The sequence below is a fragment of the Limnobaculum allomyrinae genome (assembly GCF_016649425.1).
Lineage (GTDB): Bacteria > Pseudomonadota > Gammaproteobacteria > Enterobacterales > Enterobacteriaceae > Limnobaculum > Limnobaculum allomyrinae.
This window is the reverse complement of the sequence record NZ_JADRCR010000006.1, coordinates 1-18,567: the sequence shown is the minus strand read 5'-3', so window position 1 is coordinate 18,567 and position 18,567 is coordinate 1. Positions and strand designations below refer to the sequence as shown.

The following is an 18,567-nucleotide window of genomic DNA, read 5'->3' as shown; positions in this document are numbered from 1 at the left end:
TATCAATTACTCGTCATCCAACGTTGCCAGGTAAGCTGCCGCATCCAATAAACTGTTGAGCTCATTAATGTCATTGGCTCTGATTTTAAACAGCCATCCTTCAGCGTATGGCTCACTGTTAACCAATTCTGGTGCATCACTCAGTTGCTCATTTACTGCTATCACTTCACCGCTGAGAGGCGCATAAATATCTGAGGCTGCCTTTACTGACTCAGCAACCGCACACTCTTCACCAACGGAAACGTCGTCGCCAACATCCGGGAGTTCAACAAATACCATATCACCCAGCAAATGTTGAGCATGGTCAGTAATTCCAACGGTATACACACCCTCTTGCTCTTCACGCACCCATTCGTGAGACGTCGCATATTTCAAATCAGCAGGTACATTACTCATGTCGTTCTCCATTTTTTATGGCTATTTTCAACTGACTTTGTTTAATTCAGTGGTTCAGGATAATTAATCTGGCTTATTCAGTAGGTGCCAGCAGCGATTTGCCGTTACGTACAAATCCGGGTTTAACCACCCGCACCGGCATTTCACGATTGCGAATTGGCACGATGGCTACATCACCAATACCTTGCGGAACCCGCGCCAGAGCAATACTACAACCCAATGTCGGGGAGAAAGAACCGCTGGTAATCACTCCCTGATGCTCTTTACCCGCCGCATCACAAAACATCACTGGTAACTCATTACGCAAGACGCCTTTTTCCGTCATAACCAGTCCAACCAACTTATCAGTGCCTTGCTTACGCAAAACCTCTAACCTTGCACGGCCAATGAAATCACGATCCGCAGGTTCCCAGGCAATGGTCCATCCCATATTGGCAGCCAGAGGAGAAACCCCTTCATCCATCTCCTGACCATACAGGTTCATTCCCGCTTCCAGACGCAATGTGTCACGGGCGCCTAAACCACAAGGCTTTACTCCTGCGGCCATCAGTTTCTGCCACCAGTCATCCAGTTGACTGGCGGGCATCATCAGTTCATAGCCCTCTTCCCCGGTATATCCGGTGGTAGCAATAAACAGATCGCCGGACTGAATGCCGAAGAAGGGTTTCATCTGGCTAACCGCCTGACGCTGTTCATCCGTCAGTAAGGTGGCTACTTTTTGCTTCGCCTCTGGCCCTTGCACTGCAATCAAGCCCAGGTCTTCACGCACACGAATTTCAACGGCAGAGGGTTTGGCATGCTCGTTGATCCATGCCAGATCTTTTTCTCGCGTCGCGGAGTTCACAATCAAGCGGAAAAAATCGTCTGCCAGAAAATAGACGATCAGATCGTCAATCACGCCCGCCGAAGCATTCAACATTGCACTGTATAGCGCTTTACCGGGCTGAGTTAACTTGACGACATCGTTTGCTAACAGATAACGAAGAAATTCTCGGGTATTAACGCCATGCAAATCCACGATGGTCATATGGGAAACGTCAAACATACCAGCATGCTGGCGTACGGCGTTATGTTCATCGATTTGTGAACCGTAGTTCAGTGGCATCATCCAACCATGGAAATCAACCATGCGGGCGCCACAGGTGAGGTGTCTATCGTACAGAGGGGTCTTATTGGTCATTGCGTCCTCTTTAAATACTTCAGGGTGAATCCCGTAATAGATAAATCGGGTGCCAAAAGCGGCATCTGACTTCATGTAATAATAAGTTAACGTAATTGTTAATAATTATCGCAACATGTGAACAATTGCTATGATGCAGCAGTTTTGATTCATAAACTGCGTTTTTCTGCACAGAAATCAGTATTGGTTTTATTAAAGTTCGATAGAGATTAGAGAGAAATATTTAATAACTATTTAATTAACAAATAGTTGAATCAATATTCAGATTAGATAAAGTAATGCTGAAACATTCAGAAGATTAGAATTTTTCATACCTGAACCACAATTTGCCCTCTCAGCTTTTCTAAATTTTTACTGTATTCATCACTACCCAATACCCAACTGTACTTACCCCCCGGCATAAGGCTCAATATCTTCTGCTTTTTAGTATATGATTACGGCTATTAAACGCACCACTTTCAGCCATACATGCACCGTTCTATCGCCATGTTGGCGGCGGTTCATCAGGGAAGTGTTCGCCTCGTCATAAACGAAGATATGGGAAGTTACAATACGTTTTATGAAGAAAAAAGCTAAGGTCAGCAGCTCAACTGCCACGCCATCGTCTCTGCAGCAGACGGTGACAGAATTAATTAATGCCGGAAAAACTGAAGAGGCCTTGAAAAAAATTCAGGTTCGGTTGATGTTTGCCCCTAAAGACACCTGGTTTTTACATGAAGCTGCACGTCTTTACCGTCGTAGTGAAAAACTGGATGAGGCTGAACGTTATTACTTACGAGTGTTGGCCGTGAACCCACACGATCTCGGCTCATTAAACGGACTCGGTCTTACCTACTACGGTCGCGAAGACTTTGCCAATGCAGAAAAATACTATCAGATGGCGTTGTCGGTATTACCTTCTTATGCCGGCTGCCGTAATAACTACGGTATTATGCTGCATAAAATAGATCGCTATCAGGAAGCAGCTGAACAGTATCAGTTAGCCTTAGAAGCAGACCCAAACCATCTGGAGGCTCGCTTCGGACTAAGTTCAGTATTGGCCCATATGCAGCAGTTGGAACCCGCTGCTGAACATATGCGCCGTCTTTTAGAACTCTCGCCACAAGATGCCCGAACTCAATGCACCTTAGGCATGGTTTTAATGCAACAAGGAAATTTTGAACAGGGTTGGGCGCTATACCGCAGTCGTTATAGTAAAAATAACCCTCACCGTTTTGTGAATCTACCATCAATTAACCGCCCCTATTGGGAAGGTGAAGATCTGACCGGCAAAGCCATTTTGGTTCATACGGAACAGGGAATGGGGGATGAAATACAATTTTGTCGCTTCGTCACTCGCCTGAAGCAGGAAAAAGGCGCATCCGCAGTTTATCTGATGTGCCGCCCGGTGCTGTATGCTCTGATGCAATCACTGCCTAATATCGACGGTGTTATCGTATTAGATAAAGATAATCCTGCCACATTACCGGAATTTGACGTCTGGAGTTTGCTGCTGGACTTACCGCGACACTTTGTTAACAGTCAGAACCCTTTCGCCCTGCAACCACCTTATGTGTTTGCTCCCCCTCAGATACCAGAACAATGGCGTTTGCCTTCGGCAAGTTCCCGTTGTTTACGTGTAGGCTTGGTATGGAAAGGTTCATCTCAGCACGCTAACGATCGCAACCGCTCTTTAGCCAGTTTGTCAGTACTGCATCCGCTATGGTCAGTGCCTGATATTGAATGGATCAGTTTGCAGAAGGGAGAAGGCGAAGATGAAGCTCTTAATGCACCGGCAGAGTTCCCAATTCTGGCCTTAGGCCATCAGGTAACCAGCTATGCAGATACCACAGCAATTATCGAACAATTGGATCTGGTGATTACCGTTGATACTTCTGTTGCGCACCTTGCCGGAGCCATGAACAAACCATGTTGGGTAATGCTCCCGGCCTTTGCCATTGACTGGCGATGGATTAAGGGACAGGAAACCTCCCCTTGGTATCCGGCGATGCGTCTATTCCGTCACAGCGACGAAAAATCATGGGCAGAAGTCATTGGTCGCGTTCGCGATGCCTTAGCCCAGTGGCATGACCAACAGACTAAGGCCTAATCACCAAAGATAACGCTGGCAGTGCTCTATAACGGGCTTGCCAGCCAGTCTGGTAAATCGCGCAACCCCATGGCCTGATGAACCAGATGGGGTTTTACCCCCGGTAGAGTATCCGCCAGTTTCAGTCCGATATCCCGAAACAGTTTTTTGGCCGGATTATCACCATCAAACACATCCCGGAAACCCTGCATTGCCGCCAGCATCATCGCCGCACTCTGCTTACGGCTGCGCTCATACTTTCGCAAATAGAGATAATTACCTAAATCTTTACCCTGCTTCTGTAAGCGACGAATCTCTTCTGTCAGGCAGGCTGCATCCATAAAACCAAGGTTAACACCCTGCCCGGCCAGCGGGTGAATGGTATGCGCTGCATCACCAACCAGTGCCAATCGATGAGCGGCAAAGCTGCGCGCATAGCGAGCCGTTAAAGGGAATATCGCTCTGTCACTCACCACATGGCAACGTCCCAAGCGGTTATCAAAAGCAATGCCAAGCTGATGATTAAAATGTTGTTCATCCATTTGCTTCATTTGCTCAGCTTTTTCCGGCGGTAACGACCAGACAATTGAGCACAAATCTGATTGCCATAGCGGCAGGAAAGCTAAAATGCCATCGCCATGAAACACCTGACGGGCACAATGTTGGTGAGGTTCATCAGTGCGAATGGTGGCGACCAAAGCATGATGACCGTAATCACGGAATGTCAGGGGAATATCTGCATGTTGACGCACCCATGAGTTAGCACCATCGGCACCGACCACCAGACGGCCACTTAACATTCGGCCATCCTCCAAAGTGATAAAGGCTTCGTTTTCACCTCTGACCACTTGTTTAAGCCGGGCGGGCGCCAGCAGAGTAATATCGCCACTGCTATTGGCTTTGTCCCACAGCGCTTTATGAATCACATCATTTTCAATAATGTGTCCCAAGTGGGTATAGCCATAATCTTCTGCCTTAAAAGCGATACGACCAAAGCTGTCCCTATCCCAAACATCCATGGCGGAATACGGGCTAAGACGTAAAGCCTCAATACCTTTCCATACGCCAAGATAATCAAGAAAGCGCTCACTGGCAGCATTGATCGCGGAAACCCTCAGGCTTGGTTCAGTAGACAGGGATTCATCCGGCAATTGATTTTCAACAATGGCAATACGCAGACCGCTGCCCTGTAATCCACAGGCCAGAGAGAGTCCAACCATACCGCCACCGGCAATTACTACATCATAAGAGTGCATGAACGCTTGTCCTATCGTTTAACCCAGCCAAGGGTTCTGTGTGCCAGAGGCAGCCGAAGTAATTCACAGCTGTCCATGGACATTAATCCAAGATTTCTTGCCACTACCAGTGGCCCATAACGATTAGCAAACAGGTGAATTAAACCATCCGTCAGGCCAATGGTTGCCTGTCGATCTGGCTGGCGACGCTGGCTATAACGACGCAAGACACCATAACTTCCCGGATCTTCCTGCTGTTCAACTGCCTGGGATAATGTCTCGGCCAGCGACATCACATCACGTAACCCTAAATTAAACCCCTGTCCGGCAATAGGATGCACCGTTTGTGAAGCATTGCCAACCAGAACCAAACGATGGCTGACCGGCTGACGTGCGGTGCGCAAACGTAATGGATAGCTGCTCCGCTGCCCTGCCGACACGATTTCTCCCAGGCGCCAGCCAAAAACCTGCTGAAGTTGTTTAACAAAGGTTTGATCGTCCCATGCCATGGCCTGCTGCTGTTGAGCCTGTTCCATACACCACACCAGCGACATACGCCCTTTTGACATAGGCAACAATGCCACCGGCCCCTGAGGTGTAAAACGCTCAAAGGCTTTTCCCTGATGGGGTAAGGCGGTAGTGACATTCGCGATCAACGCGATTTGCTGGTAATCCTCTTCGCTCCACTCCATCCCCAGCGCAGTAGCTACTGAGGAGAAAGAACCATCCGCCGCGACCAAAAGCGCAGCCGACAAGTTTTGGCCATTATCTAATGTTACCTGAACCCGGGTGGTATCACGTTGAGTCTCTACTACCTTAGCCGGGCAATGCAAAGTGACATTAGGCGCTTTCTTCAACAGGGAAAACAGTCGATTACCAACATTGTGCAGTTCCACTACTTGCCCCAGTGCTGGCAAAGCATAATCATCAGAGTGTAATGTTACCATGCCACTATGACCACGCTCGGTCACCAGCACCGTTTGAATTGCCGTTGCACAATCCGCCAGTGCAGGCCAGATACCAACGCGAGCCAATTGCTGGCAGGTTCCCTGAGCTAGCGCAATGGCGCGAGCGTCAAACCCTGGGTGTTCTGCATTCTCGGGCAGTACCGCTTCGACTAAATCAATATGGATGCGGCCTTTACTCAGCGTTGACAGCGCTAAAGCCAGCGTTGCTCCCGCCATGCCACCGCCAACAATAATCACCGAATTCATTGCCGAGCTCCCGCCATCAGGGCTTCAATATCATCCGGATCTTTCACCACGCCTGCAGTTAAAATTTCACAACCCTGCTCAGTAATTAAAATATTATCTTCAATACGAATCCCAATACCGCGGAACTTAGCGGGTACATCCGCATCGGGGGCAATATACAGCCCCGGTTCTACAGTCAGTACCATTCCCGGCTCCAGCAAGCGATCGCGAGTGGAAGAACCATAATTACCTACATCATGAACATCCAACCCCAGCCAGTGACTCAGACCATGCATATAAAAGCGCTGATGAACTCTGTCTGCCATCAGTTGTTCCACATCACCCTCCAGTACACCAGCTTCCACCAGACCTTGTAACATAATACGGATCACTTGCTCATTGGCATCGCGAATACTGCGTCCTGAGGTAAGCAATGAAATGGCTTTATATTGAGAGGCTAATACGATGTCGTAAATGGTGCGTTGCGCCGGGCTAAATTTACCATTAATTGGGAAAGTGCGAGTGATATCTCCCGCATAGCCATAATATTCACACCCGGCATCGATCAGTACTAAGTCACCCTCTTTTAGCGGTGATTCATTTTCGGTGTAGTGAAGGATGCAGCCATTTTCACCACCGCCAACAATGGTATTGTAAGCCGGATAACGGGCTCCGTGACGGGTAAACTCGTGGTGAATTTCGGCCTCAAGATGATATTCAAACATGCCGGGACGGCATCGCTCCATGGCTCTGGTATGGGCTTTAGCCGTAATTTCACCCGCTTTACGCATTACCACAATCTCTTCCGGTGACTTAAACAGGCGCATTTCATGTAGCCATGGGCGCCAGTCCGTCATGGTTGCCGGTGCGCGTAAGTTCTGGCGGCTGCCATTACGTAAAATATCCAGCGCCATAAATACGATGCTATCTGCATAGTCATACTGCCCCTGAGCGTGGTACACCACGTCAAGGCCATTAAACAATAAATGAAGTTGCTGATGGATATCATCATAAGGTAGTGCGCGATCGATACCCAGTTTTTGCGGAGCTGCATCCTGCCCCAGGCGGCGCCCAAACCAGGTTTCCGCATTTAAATCACGCACCCGATTAAATAGCACACTGTGGCTGTGGGTTTCATCGCTTTTAATCAACACTAACGCTGCTTCCGGCTCGTTAAAACCGGTGAGATACCAAAAGTCGCTATTCTGACGGAAAGGATATTCTGAATCCGCACTGCGGGTTCTTTCCGGCGCAGCAAAAACAATCGCCGCACTCCCCGGCATCATCTTTGATAGTAGAGCCTGACGGCGGCGCTGGAATTCAGATAACGTAATCATAGTTGCTGTCCTTTCGCGTTCGGATTAATGAAAATTTTATGCGACTGTTGCAAATTGCCACCGAGCCCAGCCGAAAGACCGGTTGTATTTTGGTTCGGAGAGCGTCGGGACTGGCCCTCCGATGAACTTCTTTTACTGTTGGCTACGGTGGATATTCCGGCCGTAAAAGCCAAAATGTTCATATTATCTCTGTGCTCGGCCGGTAGGGCCATATACTCAGCTTTAGAGAGCGTCGGGCCTAGCCCGCCTACGGGCACTTCGTTGGCTTACGCCAAGTCGCCCCCCACGGCGGCCTCTCCCTCCGATTAGCAATGCTAACGGCCAATCCGGTATTCCATTCGGGCATTTATTTTTTATCTTTAGCCCTTTGCCCTTTGCCCTTTGCCCTTTGCCCTTTGCCCTTTGCCCTTTGCCCTTTGCCCTTTGCCCTTTGCCCTTTGCCCTTTGCCCTTTGCCCTTTGCCCTTTGCCCTTTGCCCTTTGCCCTTCAGGTTAAAGCATCCGAATGTTGCCTCAGCCAATAAAAAAGTAGCACGACCAACATGGATGTTGGTCGAGGCGCGGCGACGTCGGGAGCGGCTCTGCGCCGGTGCGTCAGCTTTTTTATTGGCTGAGGTTGCCGCCGCAACGCGGCGGTCAACAGTCGGCTGCGCAGGCGCGGGGAGTGCAGAGGGGCGTTCGCCCCAACGCCCCTCTGCTCGACGCAAGCACCGCTGCCGAGACAAACACAGCACATAAAGCGGCGAAACTTACACTGAACCAAACATTCAAACAACGACGTCGGGGGCGGCTCTACGCTGCTGTGTCAGCTCTTAAAGCAGCAAAATTCACACCGAACCAAACATCAAAACATTAATGTAATACCGGCTTCTCCACCCCAACCGTCCCCGGCTTAACAAACTCGTTATGACACAACATTGCCGCCATTCTTACATACTCATGAATCTCTGCCAGTGAGCGTTCCAGCTCATCCTGGTCTTCGTCTTCTTCATACCCTAACTGAGCAATATTACGCAGGTCATCAATCGCTTCGCCGGTTTCCCCTTTTACTTGCGCCAGTTTAGGTTGCATCATTCCCAGCCCCAGCAAAAAATGGTTAACCCAACCTGACAGGGCATCAATTCGGTCAAAAACCGAGCTTTCGTCATCGGGTACCAACAAGTCGAAGTCAAAACCTTCATCCTCCAGATCCTGCTTGGTCACATCATATAATTGCGTCACCATATCCTTCAGAGGGTAACCAAACGCAATACCTTCATTGGTCAAGTCATGAACCATCACTGTCCAGCTACTATCATTGCTGCCACCACACAGTAAACCACTAATCAAGCCATGCATTTCTGATGCAGTCATTCCGATATGGTGCTGTGCTAACGTTGTATTCAGTGTTTGATAAGAGGGGAGCATGTTCTCGGCCATCATGAGTGATTCACCACCATAGGTAAGGTCAGATAAGTTAATGCTATGCTACCATCAACCGCAGATCTGATTCCATAAAAGGCATAAATCTTAGGTACTTTCTCTCTGTATTTGTCAGGAGAATATCTATCTTTTAATCATAGTCTGAAGGTACCGCCCCACACAAAGCGATAGTTTGGTATAATGGCCGTAGTTTGTTAGATTAGTGATATCTGTTTTATTTATTCGTCTCTTAGTTGATTGGGTCCTGCGGGTTTTCCATACAAAGAGCACAGGTCGAAATTCGGCAGGAAGGTGACATGTCAGCACAACCGGTAGATTTACAAATTTTCGGCAGATCGTTACGGGTAAACTGCCCGCCAGAGCAAAAAGAAGCTCTGAATAAGGCCGCAGAAGACTTGAGTCAACGCTTACAGGACTTGAAAGTTCGTACTCGCGTGACTAATACAGAACAGTTGGTTTTTATTGCCGCTCTGAATATTAGCTATGAGCTGGCGCAGGAAAAAAATAAAACCGATGATTATGCTAAAAATATGGAAGAGCGAATCCGCACGTTGCAGCATACAATTGAACAAGCTTTAGTCGAACAGAACCTGATATCGAAACGTCAGGGTGCAAAATTTGAATAAAACACATATACTCTTTCATAAATGTTGTTATAGTTAATGTGTGGTTGGTCAAACAGATTAACTAACCAAGAATCATAGAAAACGTAGTGTACGGTTTCTGAAAAAATTCTCTGAGGTGTGCGTTATCGGGCCAGTCCCCTGAGCCGATATTTCAAACCAACAGAATGTGGATTCCTACAATTTGTGTGCATGCCCGGTCCGTCCGGGAAGCCTGATAACTGTAAATTCATGTTCACCTTGAACCAAGGGTTCAAGGGTTACAGCCCGGGACGGCACCTCGGAGTCCTCTCTTCACTGTTCATCCTTTGATATAAGCGTATCCGGTATGACTTTTGAGATTTCCGCTCGTCAAATCCTCAGAAAGAAAATTCGCCAACAACGCAATAACTTAACCCCGGAACAACAACATTCAGCCGCTCAGATACTGTGCCAAAAGTTGTGTGAACATCCTAAAATTAAATCAGCTCAGCACATCTCTCTGTTTCTCTCTTTTGACGGTGAAATCGATACCCGCCCATTAATTCAGGCACTTTGGCAACAAAATAAATCGCTTTATCTACCGGTTCTACACCCTTTTAGCCCTGGTCATCTGTTGTTTTTACACTACACACCAGAAACCCCGATGATTTCACACCCTTTTGGCATTCAGGAACCCCGGCTGAACGTTCAGTCGGTTTTACCCGTGTCACAGCTGGATGTGATTATTACACCGCTGGTTGCTTTTGATGCACAGGGAAATCGTTTAGGAATGGGCGGCGGCTACTACGATCGCACATTAAAACAGTGGCGCAATAACGGCTCCTGGCCCATCGGGATTGCCCACGACTGCCAGCAGGTTGAAGCTTTACCTTGTGAAGACTGGGATATCCCTCTGCCAGAGATTATTACTCCCTCTCGTGACTGGCGTTGGTAAAGATCATATCAGGCAAAACGGCAAAATAAAGGCGGCTAATCAGCCGCCTTAGTCATTATCGATTCCGATTAGAACAATAGTCTTGCACGAATGGTGCCCTGAATCGATTTCATGTGCTCCAGCGCTTCATCTGAACGATCGGTTTCCACATCGATAACTACATAGCCAATATCATTATTGGTTTGCAGGAACTGAGCGGCGATGTTGATGCCCTCTTCCGCAAAGATATGGTTGATCTGATTCAGAACCCCTGGGCGGTTTTCATGAATATGCAGTAAGCGGCTGACATTTTCACTTGGTGCCGGCAGGGACACTTCCGGGAAGTTAACCGCTGAAAGCGTTGAGCCGTTATCAGAATATTTCGCCAGTTTGCCAGCCACTTCATTACCAATGTTGGCCTGTGCTTCCTGTGTCGAACCACCGATATGCGGCGTTATTAACACATTATCAAAAGCGGTTAATGGTGATTCAAACGGATCCTGATTGGTTGCAGGTTCGGTTGGGAATACGTCCAGAGCGGCTCCTGCAATATGATTACTTTCCAATGCGCTACACAGCGCAGGAATATCCACTACCGTACCACGTGAAGCGTTGATCAGCACCGCTCCAGGCTTCATCAGCGCCAGCTCTTTATGGCCCATCATATTCTTGGTGCTGGCGGTTTCTGGTACGTGTAACGTCACCACATCGCTCATGTTTAACAGATCGGATAAATGACGTACCTGAGTTGCATTTCCCAGTGGCAATTTGTTCTCAATATCGTAGAACATTACGTTCATACCGATAGATTCCGCCAGAATACCCAGTTGGGTTCCGATATGACCGTAACCAATGATCCCCAGGTTTTTACCCCGGGCTTCAAAACAGCCAACCGCCAGCTTACACCACTCACCACGATGAGCTTTGGCGTTAGCCTCAGGAATACGGCGCAATAACAGTAGAATTTCCCCTAACACCATCTCTGCAACGGAACGAGTATTGGAGAATGGTGCGTTAAACACAGGGATACCACGTTTAGCTGCCGCATGCAGATCCACCTGATTGGTACCGATACAGAAACAACCAATGGCAACCAGCTTCTCTGCTGCCGCCAGAATGTCTGCGCTTAAATGGGTGCGGGAACGAATACCGACAAAGTGCGCATCACGAATCGCGACTTTCAGCTCTTCATCATCTAATGCACCTTTATGGTATTCAATATTGGTATAGCCTGCTGCACGCAGGTTCTCAACCGTACTTTGGTGAACACCTTCCACCAGGAGAAACTTAATTCTCTCTTTTTCCAACGATACTTTTACCATCTGCTGAACCTTGCCCTAGTGATTATTATATAGACCCTGTCTAACCAACATATCAAAAATAGAAGTTACAGCAATACAATCGATTGCTTATATATCAGTAGAAGGCGTAAGTGAATGTTTTAATTTAGGTGGTTTATCCTGCCTCTGATAAGGACGGGCAGCTTGTTAACATCACAAAAACGCTAAGTGTGACATATATCACCAAATTAATATTTTTTTAATTATATGTAATAATTTTTGAATATTTCCCCGAATTTTATAGGGTTATATAAAATTCGGGGCATCACATCATTATGACTCGATGACTTTGACACCATCAGCGGTACCAATCAACGCCACATCAGCACCGCGGTTAGCAAATAATCCTACGGTTACGACACCAGCGATACTATTAATCTTATTTTCCATCGCCACTGCGTCCATAATTTTCAGATTGTGTACATCCAGAATAATATTGCCATTATCAGTAACCACACCCTGACGATACTCTGGCATACCGCCCAGTTTAACCAGTTCCCTGGCAACATAAGCTCTGGCCATAGGAATCACTTCCACTGGCAACGGGAAAGCCCCCAAAATATCAACCTGCTTAGAGCTGTCAGCAATACAGATAAATTTCCGAGAAATCGCCGCAATAATTTTTTCTCTGGTCAGTGCTGCACCCCCACCCTTGATCATTTGCATATGACCATTAATTTCATCGGCACCATCAACATAGATATCCAGCGAATCCACATCGTTACAGTCGAAAATTTGGATTCCCAATTTTTTTAGTTTGGCCGTTGAATCATTAGAGCTGGAAACCGCCCCTTCGATTTGGTCTTTTATTGAACCTAATGCATCAATAAAATGCGCCGCCGTTGAGCCAGTTCCGACACCTACAATGGTTCCCGGACGCACATACTTCAGAGCCGCCCAGCCGACTGCTTTTTTCAGTTCATCTTGAGTCATGGTTAAATCTACCTACGCTGTCAAAAATGTGATTATTATAGAGTAACCCACAAGGCTAAACAGTTAAACCTGTCAGAAACATACGATAATCTAAAAAGTATGGCATAGTGACAGAGAGACGGTCTGATTAAAACGGAGAATACTTAGGAATGAAACGCCCAGATTATCGCGTACTTCAGGCGCTGGATGCGGTTATCCGTGAGCGCGGTTTTGAACGTGCAGCACAAAAATTATGTATTACACAATCAGCCGTATCTCAACGCATTAAACAGCTTGAATACCTGTATGGTCAGCCGCTGCTGATCCGTACCGTTCCACCCCGTCCTACAGAGCAAGGGCAAAAACTGCTGGCGTTATTACATCAGGTAGAATTACTGGAAGATGAATGGCTTAATGATGAAGGTAGTGCTGACTCTCCATTGCAGCTCTCTCTGGCTGTTAACGCCGATAGTCTGGCAACCTGGCTATTACCGGCGCTGAAACCCGTATTATCCGATTCTCCGATTCGTTTAAATCTGCAGGTTGAAGACGAAACGCGAACTCAGGAACGTTTACGTTTGGGGGAAGTGGTTGGTGCAGTGAGTATCCAGCCTCAGGCGCTGCCGCGCTGTCTGGTGGATCAGTTAGGGGCATTAGACTATATCTTCGTAGCATCACCCGACTTTGCTGAACGCTATTTTCCTAACGGCGTGACTCGCTCCGCATTGCTTAAAGCACCAGCTGTTGCATTTGACCATCTGGATGATATGCATCAGGCGTTCTTACAGCAAAACTTTGACCTGCCGCCGGGCAGTGTACCTTGTCACATTGTTAGCTCTTCAGAAGCCTTTGTGCAGTTGGCAAAACAGGGAACCACCTGTTGTATGATCCCACACCTGCAAATTGAGCGGGAACTGGCTAACGGTGAGTTAATGGATTTGACACCGGGCCTGTGCCAGCGTCGGATGCTTTACTGGCATCGTTTCTCACCAGAAAGTAAGATTATGCGTGGAGTGACTGACGCCCTGTTAAGCTACGGGCGTCAGGTGTTAAGACAAATCTAACCCGCTATTAACGTTGGATATCAAATACTACATCGACCTGATCGTTAAAGCTGATGCTCTGCTGCTGGTATGTTTCGTCAATACCGCTGGCAGAGACAGCGTCAGATTTATAAGCACGCATCATAGGTACCGGCATTGGATTAGCGGCACGATAGCGAATGCTAAATACCGGCCCCAGCTTAACACCAAAGTCTTTTGCTAACTCTTCTGCCTGTACTTTGGCATTCTCAACCGCTTTTTTACGCACTTCATTACGATAAGCGTCATCTTTAGCCACGCCCAGCGTGACATCGCGGATCTCATTCAGACCTGCGCTTAATGCACCATCCAGTAATGTGTTCAGCTTATCCAGTTGACGAACTGTCACTTTCACCTGACGAACCGCTGCATAGTCTTTTACCACTTTGCTGCTGTCGTTACTATTTGGATAGTTGTATTCCAACCGGGTTTGAATATTAGCCGCATCAATATCAGCTTTGGCAATACCGTTCTTCTCAAGAAACTCCATATATTTAGCAACACGCTCATCGTTTTGCTTTTTCGCTACCGCAGCATCTTTGTCAGATACTTTTACCTCGATCAGTAACGTTGCCATATCCGGTTTGACTTCAATAGTTCCGGTACCTGAAGTTACAATATGCGGCCCATCAGGCACTTCTGCTGCCTGCATCGTCATCGGTAACATGGCAACCACAGCAGCCATCGCCAGCGCTTTTAATTTCATGAACTCTCCTCGGAAAGAATAACCTGATGGCGCAAAATCTGCGCCATCAATGTATAACCGAATCAATGATAGAATTATCCAGAACAATGGCAACAGAATTTACAACATCCTGACGTTCTGTTTACCCAAGATGAATATTGACTCAGGCAAGCAGCCCTGAAAGTGCATGTCTGGCCAGCTGTATGGCGATCACCCACATTACCGAGCCAACCACCAGATTGATGCCACGCTGAGCCTGGCTCTTTTGCAGCCAGGGTGCCATCCATGCCGCTAACAGTGCCAGTGAGAAAAACCAGATAATTGAAGCTGTTACCGCACCAATAACAAACCACAGCCTTAAGTCACCAAACTGCTCCCCCAGACTACCTAATACCACTACCGTATCCAGATAGACGTGTGGATTTAACCAGGTGACAGCCAAAACAGTGGCAATAATGCGATAGCGCGTATGCAACGTCTGGTTATCGATACTGAAGGTATCAGGATTGGGTTTGAATGCCTCACGAAAAGCCCCCCATCCGTACCAAATTAGAAAGGCTACTCCAGCCCAGGTTACCAGTTGCAACAACAGCGGTGACTGAGCCAATAGTGCCCCACCGCCAAACACGCCCAGAGAAATTAAAATAGCATCACTAATGGCGCAGAGTGCTGCCACCATGACCGGATATTGACGGCGAATTCCCTGAGACAGCACAAAGGCATTTTGCGGCCCAATAGGCAGAATCATTGCCATTCCTAAAATAATTCCCTGAAAATAGGCTACCAGCACGTTATTCCTCACTTTAACTCTTCACAAATTGCATCGGGCGATAGACTAACGGGTGACGAGAATAATGAGAAATGGATAATTCTTATTACCCATTAGGTGACGCTAATAATCAATTAGCTTTTGAACAGGCCATCTCAAATTTACACCAATAAAAAAAACACCGGCTGTTTCCAACCGGTGTTTATCAACCAATTAAAGCAATAACGATTACAGTACGTTTTCGCAGTTCAGTTCTTTGAATGCTTTTTCTAAACGAGCAATCATGGTTACCTGACCAGCACGTAACCATGCGCGTGGGTCATAGTATTTTTTGTTTGGTTTATCTGCACCTTCCGGGTTACCCAGTTGGCCTTGCAGGTAGCCTTCATTTTTCTTGTAGTATTCCAGAATACCTTCCCATGTTGCCCATTGGGTATCAGTATCGATATTCATTTTTACTACACCGTAGCTAACTGCTTCTTTAATTTCTGCTGCCGTTGAGCCAGAACCACCGTGGAATACGAAATCCAGGCTGTTGTGTGGCAGGTTATGTTTCTTGGAAACATATTCCTGAGAGTTGTGCAGAATTTTTGGCGTCAGTTGTACGTTACCCGGCTTATAAACACCGTGAACGTTACCAAATGAAGCAGCAATGGTGAAACGTGGGCTGATAGCACTTAACTTCTCGTAAGCGTAATCCACATCTTCTGGCTGAGTATATAGCGCAGAGTTGTCCAGATGGCTGTTATCCACGCCGTCTTCTTCACCACCGGTACAGCCCAGTTCGATCTCCAGCGTCATGCCAATCTTAGCCATACGCTTCAGATATTTACTACAAATCTCAATGTTTTCTTCCAGAGACTCTTCTGACAAGTCGATCATATGGGAAGAGAACAGCGGCTTACCAGTTTCTGCAAAGTGTTTTTCACCGGCATCTAACAGGCCATCTAACCATGGCAGTAATTTTTTAGCACAGTGGTCAGTATGCAGAATCACTGGCACGCCATAATGTTCAGCAACCAGATGCACATGTTTAGCACCGGAGATTGAACCAACGATAGCATTGCCCTGACCTTCCAGTTTCATACCCTTACCGGCCATGAATTGAGCACCGCCGTTAGAAAACTGAACAATGACCGGAGCACGAACTTTTGCAGCTGCTTCAATAACCGCGTTGATAGAATCAGTACCTACGCAGTTAACTGCAGGTAATGCGAAATTATTCTCTTTAGCAATTTTGAATACTTTCTGAACATCATCACCAGTGATAACACCCGGTTTTACGAAATCAAAAATTTTAGACATGCTACTCGTCCTATTTTTCATTGGTTATTGATGGATAAAATAATTTTACCCTATAAATAATAGAAGAAACGGGAGGCAAGCCTCCCGTCTTATCGAATTAACCCTTTGCACGCTCTTCTAACATCACAACTGCTGGCAGTTTTTTACCTTCAACGAACTCAAGGAAAGCACCACCACCGGTTGAGATATAAGAAATTTTATCTGCGATACCAAACAGATCGATCGCAGCCAACGTATCACCACCACCTGCGATAGAGAATGCATCGCTCTCAGCAATAGCCTGAGCAACGATTTCAGTTCCTTTACGGAAGTTAGGGAACTCAAATACGCCTACCGGGCCATTCCACAGGATAGTTTTTGCTTTTCTCAGGATTGCTGCCAGCTCTTCAGCTGAAGCATCACCTAAGTCCAGAACTTGTTCATCATCTTTAATGTCAGCAACAGATTTCATGGTTGCTGGCGCAGTTTCAGAAAACTCAGTTGCCACACGCACATCGGTAGGAACCGGAATATGGCAGGTTTCCATCAGTTTTTTCGCTTCAGGAATCAGATCGGCTTCATACAGTGATTTGCCCACGTTATGGCCTTGAGCCGCAATAAAGGTATTCGCGATACCACCACCAACCACCAGTTGGTCAGCAATCTTAGACAGAGAACCTAATACAGTCAGCTTGGTTGATACTTTAGAACCACCAACGATAGCCACCATTGGGCGAGCCGGGTTACCCAGCGCTTTACCCAATGCTTCCAGCTCGTCAGAAAGCAGCGGACCTGCACAGGCAACCGGTGCATATTTTGCTACACCATGAGTTGACGCCTGAGCGCGGTGAGCGGTACCAAAAGCATCCATTACGAATACATCACACAGCGCAGCATATTTCTTAGATAACGTCTCTTCGTCTTTCTTTTCGCCTTTATTGAAGCGAACGTTTTCCAGAACCACTAACTCGCCTTGCGCAACGTCAACACCATCCAGATAATCTTTAGCCAGACGAACCGGAGATTTAATGGCATCTTTCAGATAATTCACAACCGGTAACAGAGAAAACTCTTCGTTATATTCACCTTCAGTTGGACGACCCAGGTGAGAAGTTACCATAACACGAGCGCCTTGTTTTAAGGCTAATTCGATAGTTGGCAGAGATGCGCGGATACGGGCATCAGAGGTTACTTTGCCATCTTTTACTGGTACGTTGAGATCTGCACGGATAAGTACACGTTTACCCGCTAAATCCAGATCGCTCATCTTAATTACAGTCATTGTGAATCCTCTTGTTAATTCTCTCAAAGTTACCTGAGCCCGGCCTCGTTGCCGATACTCATATATTCCGATGGTTGACGCTTTCCGGCAGTGCCCGGCTCTGTCCCACCAAAGATTGCTACTTTTAACAAAAAATCACTTATCACACAGGACATTCGCGGTAAACAAAACACGCGCACGAGCCCTATACATCAAAATATTTAACATACCGGATAAATCGTTGCAGCAAATGATAACACGAAAAGTATAGTTGAGATTAACCCGTCTATTCTAATCATAACAGTGCCGTCTGTCTGTGATACCGCTATCGGATCGATAGCCTTAAACCACGGGTATTGTTCCAATATTAGCGTTATTCTATACCTGAAACCATAAAAACTGAAACGCTTCAGCATGTCTCTACAGATTACGAAAATCCTGCCGGAATTACTACTGGTTATATGCGGTTAAACTAAAAAATTTTGGTTTTGAGATGTGATATGTGTTGTAACACGCAATATCTCACAGTTGCTGTTTATGAAATTAAAAAGCCCTGATATCACTATCAGGGCTTTAAATCTAACTATATGAGAAGAATGTTTAGAGTTACTTCAACAACTCACGGGCATTCGCCACTACGTTATCAACCGTAAAGCCAAACTCAACAAACAGTTGTTCTGCCGGTGCAGATTCACCGAAGCTGCGCATGCCTACAATGCGACCGTTCAGACCGGTGTATTTGAACCAGAAGTCCGCAATACCTGCTTCCACCGCCACACGTGCCGTTACGCCTGATGGCAGCACCGATTCACGGTAAGCCGCATCCTGACGGTCAAACACTTCGGTACAAGGCATCGATACCACGCGAACTTTACGGCCTTCCGCC

Annotated in this window: 18 protein-coding genes and 1 other RNA gene; 5 read left to right on the top strand and 14 right to left on the bottom strand. The window is 47.0% G+C overall.

All coding sequences use genetic code 11. The annotated features are described in order from the left end of the window. Window positions 1-6 precede the first annotated feature (6 nt). Both gcvH and gcvT read right to left on the bottom strand, forming a co-directional pair. On the bottom strand, window positions 7-396 hold the full coding sequence (gene gcvH / locus I2494_RS12085) for a glycine cleavage system protein GcvH (protein ID WP_218467226.1): 390 nt from the start codon (window positions 394-396) through the stop codon (window positions 7-9). A 73-nt stretch (window positions 397-469) separates the two neighbouring features. After that, window positions 470-1,576: a glycine cleavage system aminomethyltransferase GcvT gene (gene gcvT, locus I2494_RS12080; protein WP_218467227.1), complete on the bottom strand. Its 1,107-nt coding sequence runs from the start codon at window positions 1,574-1,576 to the stop codon at window positions 470-472. Between the two features lie 559 nt (window positions 1,577-2,135). Here gcvT and I2494_RS12075 point away from each other — a divergent pair. Continuing rightward, window positions 2,136-3,665, top strand: a complete 1,530-nt coding sequence (locus tag I2494_RS12075) for a tetratricopeptide repeat protein (protein WP_218467228.1) — start codon at window positions 2,136-2,138, stop codon at window positions 3,663-3,665. A 26-nt stretch (window positions 3,666-3,691) separates the two neighbouring features. Here the strand turns inward: I2494_RS12075 and ubiI are convergent, their stop codons facing one another. The 5 genes from ubiI to I2494_RS12050 all read right to left on the bottom strand — a co-directional run bounded on the left by ubiI (window position 3,692) and on the right by I2494_RS12050 (window position 8,830). Further along, a complete protein-coding gene (ubiI, locus tag I2494_RS12070) occupies window positions 3,692-4,900 on the bottom strand; it encodes an FAD-dependent 2-octaprenylphenol hydroxylase (protein ID WP_218467229.1) in 1,209 nt (402 codons plus the stop codon). Between the two features lie 11 nt (window positions 4,901-4,911). After that, window positions 4,912-6,093 carry a 2-octaprenyl-6-methoxyphenyl hydroxylase gene (gene ubiH / locus I2494_RS12065; protein ID WP_218467230.1) on the bottom strand — a complete coding sequence of 394 codons (1,182 nt, stop codon included), beginning with the start codon at window positions 6,091-6,093 and terminating at the stop codon, window positions 4,912-4,914. Next, window positions 6,090-7,406, bottom strand: coding sequence for a Xaa-Pro aminopeptidase (gene pepP, locus I2494_RS12060; protein WP_218467254.1), 1,317 nt, complete (start codon window positions 7,404-7,406; stop codon window positions 6,090-6,092). Before pepP ends, ubiH begins: the two co-directional genes overlap by 4 nt. Before the next feature lie 349 nt (window positions 7,407-7,755). Continuing rightward, window positions 7,756-8,115: a hypothetical protein gene (locus I2494_RS12055; RefSeq protein ID WP_228350938.1), complete on the bottom strand. Its 360-nt coding sequence runs from the start codon at window positions 8,113-8,115 to the stop codon at window positions 7,756-7,758. A gap of 145 nt (window positions 8,116-8,260) precedes the next feature. Then, window positions 8,261-8,830 (bottom strand): YecA/YgfB family protein, encoded by a 570-nt coding sequence (locus I2494_RS12050; protein ID WP_218467232.1) that lies wholly within the window; start codon window positions 8,828-8,830, stop codon window positions 8,261-8,263. A gap of 296 nt (window positions 8,831-9,126) precedes the next feature. Between I2494_RS12050 and zapA the strand changes: the two genes are divergently transcribed. The 3 genes from zapA to I2494_RS12035 all read left to right on the top strand — a co-directional run bounded on the left by zapA (window position 9,127) and on the right by I2494_RS12035 (window position 10,369). Beyond that, window positions 9,127-9,456, top strand: a complete 330-nt coding sequence (zapA, locus tag I2494_RS12045) for a cell division protein ZapA (protein ID WP_130590425.1) — start codon at window positions 9,127-9,129, stop codon at window positions 9,454-9,456. 104 nt (window positions 9,457-9,560) lie between these two features. Continuing rightward, window positions 9,561-9,744: non-coding RNA, 6S RNA (gene ssrS, locus I2494_RS12040), on the top strand. 37 nt (window positions 9,745-9,781) lie between these two features. Beyond that, window positions 9,782-10,369, top strand: a complete 588-nt coding sequence (locus I2494_RS12035; RefSeq protein ID WP_218467233.1) for a 5-formyltetrahydrofolate cyclo-ligase — start codon at window positions 9,782-9,784, stop codon at window positions 10,367-10,369. Window positions 10,370-10,437: 68 nt separating this feature from the next. Here I2494_RS12035 and serA read toward each other — a convergent pair whose 3' ends face one another. Next, the gene (gene serA, locus I2494_RS12030) at window positions 10,438-11,670 is read right to left on the bottom strand and encodes a phosphoglycerate dehydrogenase (RefSeq protein ID WP_218467234.1); all 1,233 of its coding nucleotides are present in this window, start codon (window positions 11,668-11,670) and stop codon (window positions 10,438-10,440) included. Window positions 11,671-11,961: 291 nt separating this feature from the next. Further along, the gene (rpiA, locus tag I2494_RS12025) at window positions 11,962-12,621 is read right to left on the bottom strand and encodes a ribose-5-phosphate isomerase RpiA (RefSeq protein ID WP_218467235.1); all 660 of its coding nucleotides are present in this window, start codon (window positions 12,619-12,621) and stop codon (window positions 11,962-11,964) included. Window positions 12,622-12,770: 149 nt separating this feature from the next. On the opposite strand from rpiA, the gene I2494_RS12020 reads away from it, so the two are divergent. Further along, on the top strand, window positions 12,771-13,664 hold the full coding sequence (locus tag I2494_RS12020) for a LysR family transcriptional regulator ArgP (RefSeq protein ID WP_218467236.1): 894 nt from the start codon (window positions 12,771-12,773) through the stop codon (window positions 13,662-13,664). 7 nt (window positions 13,665-13,671) lie between these two features. Here the strand turns inward: I2494_RS12020 and I2494_RS12015 are convergent, their stop codons facing one another. From I2494_RS12015 to I2494_RS11995, 5 genes are all read right to left on the bottom strand, one after another. Then, window positions 13,672-14,388, bottom strand: a complete 717-nt coding sequence (locus tag I2494_RS12015; RefSeq protein WP_218467237.1) for an oxidative stress defense protein — start codon at window positions 14,386-14,388, stop codon at window positions 13,672-13,674. 142 nt (window positions 14,389-14,530) lie between these two features. Continuing rightward, window positions 14,531-15,157 carry an arginine exporter ArgO gene (gene argO / locus I2494_RS12010; protein WP_218467255.1) on the bottom strand — a complete coding sequence of 209 codons (627 nt, stop codon included), beginning with the start codon at window positions 15,155-15,157 and terminating at the stop codon, window positions 14,531-14,533. Between the two features lie 207 nt (window positions 15,158-15,364). Continuing rightward, window positions 15,365-16,441 (bottom strand): class II fructose-bisphosphate aldolase, encoded by a 1,077-nt coding sequence (gene fbaA, locus I2494_RS12005; RefSeq protein ID WP_218467238.1) that lies wholly within the window; start codon window positions 16,439-16,441, stop codon window positions 15,365-15,367. 97 nt (window positions 16,442-16,538) lie between these two features. Next, the gene (gene pgk / locus I2494_RS12000) at window positions 16,539-17,702 is read right to left on the bottom strand and encodes a phosphoglycerate kinase (RefSeq protein WP_130590417.1); all 1,164 of its coding nucleotides are present in this window, start codon (window positions 17,700-17,702) and stop codon (window positions 16,539-16,541) included. A 585-nt stretch (window positions 17,703-18,287) separates the two neighbouring features. Continuing rightward, window positions 18,288-18,567, bottom strand: a 280-nt coding sequence (locus I2494_RS11995) for a transketolase-like TK C-terminal-containing protein (protein ID WP_322091291.1), incomplete at its 5' end; no start/stop codon positions are given.

What these genes read in the sequence shown, in the direction of transcription:
- gcvH (WP_218467226.1), bottom strand. Translation starts at nt 396, where the DNA reads ATGAGTAATGTACCTGCTGATTTGAAATATGCGACGTCTCACGAATGG.
- gcvT (WP_218467227.1), bottom strand. Translation starts at nt 1,576, where the DNA reads ATGACCAATAAGACCCCTCTGTACGATAGACACCTCACCTGTGGCGCC.
- I2494_RS12075 (WP_218467228.1), top strand. Translation starts at nt 2,136, where the DNA reads ATGAAGAAAAAAGCTAAGGTCAGCAGCTCAACTGCCACGCCATCGTCT.
- ubiI (WP_218467229.1), bottom strand. Translation starts at nt 4,900, where the DNA reads ATGCACTCTTATGATGTAGTAATTGCCGGTGGCGGTATGGTTGGACTC.
- ubiH (WP_218467230.1), bottom strand. Translation starts at nt 6,093, where the DNA reads ATGAATTCGGTGATTATTGTTGGCGGTGGCATGGCGGGAGCAACGCTG.
- I2494_RS12050 (WP_218467232.1), bottom strand. Translation starts at nt 8,830, where the DNA reads ATGATGGCCGAGAACATGCTCCCCTCTTATCAAACACTGAATACAACG.
- zapA (WP_130590425.1), top strand. Translation starts at nt 9,127, where the DNA reads ATGTCAGCACAACCGGTAGATTTACAAATTTTCGGCAGATCGTTACGG.
- I2494_RS12035 (WP_218467233.1), top strand. Translation starts at nt 9,782, where the DNA reads ATGACTTTTGAGATTTCCGCTCGTCAAATCCTCAGAAAGAAAATTCGC.
- serA (WP_218467234.1), bottom strand. Translation starts at nt 11,670, where the DNA reads ATGGTAAAAGTATCGTTGGAAAAAGAGAGAATTAAGTTTCTCCTGGTG.
- rpiA (WP_218467235.1), bottom strand. Translation starts at nt 12,621, where the DNA reads ATGACTCAAGATGAACTGAAAAAAGCAGTCGGCTGGGCGGCTCTGAAG.
- I2494_RS12020 (WP_218467236.1), top strand. Translation starts at nt 12,771, where the DNA reads ATGAAACGCCCAGATTATCGCGTACTTCAGGCGCTGGATGCGGTTATC.
- I2494_RS12015 (WP_218467237.1), bottom strand. Translation starts at nt 14,388, where the DNA reads ATGAAATTAAAAGCGCTGGCGATGGCTGCTGTGGTTGCCATGTTACCG.
- fbaA (WP_218467238.1), bottom strand. Translation starts at nt 16,441, where the DNA reads ATGTCTAAAATTTTTGATTTCGTAAAACCGGGTGTTATCACTGGTGAT.
- pgk (WP_130590417.1), bottom strand. Translation starts at nt 17,702, where the DNA reads ATGACTGTAATTAAGATGAGCGATCTGGATTTAGCGGGTAAACGTGTA.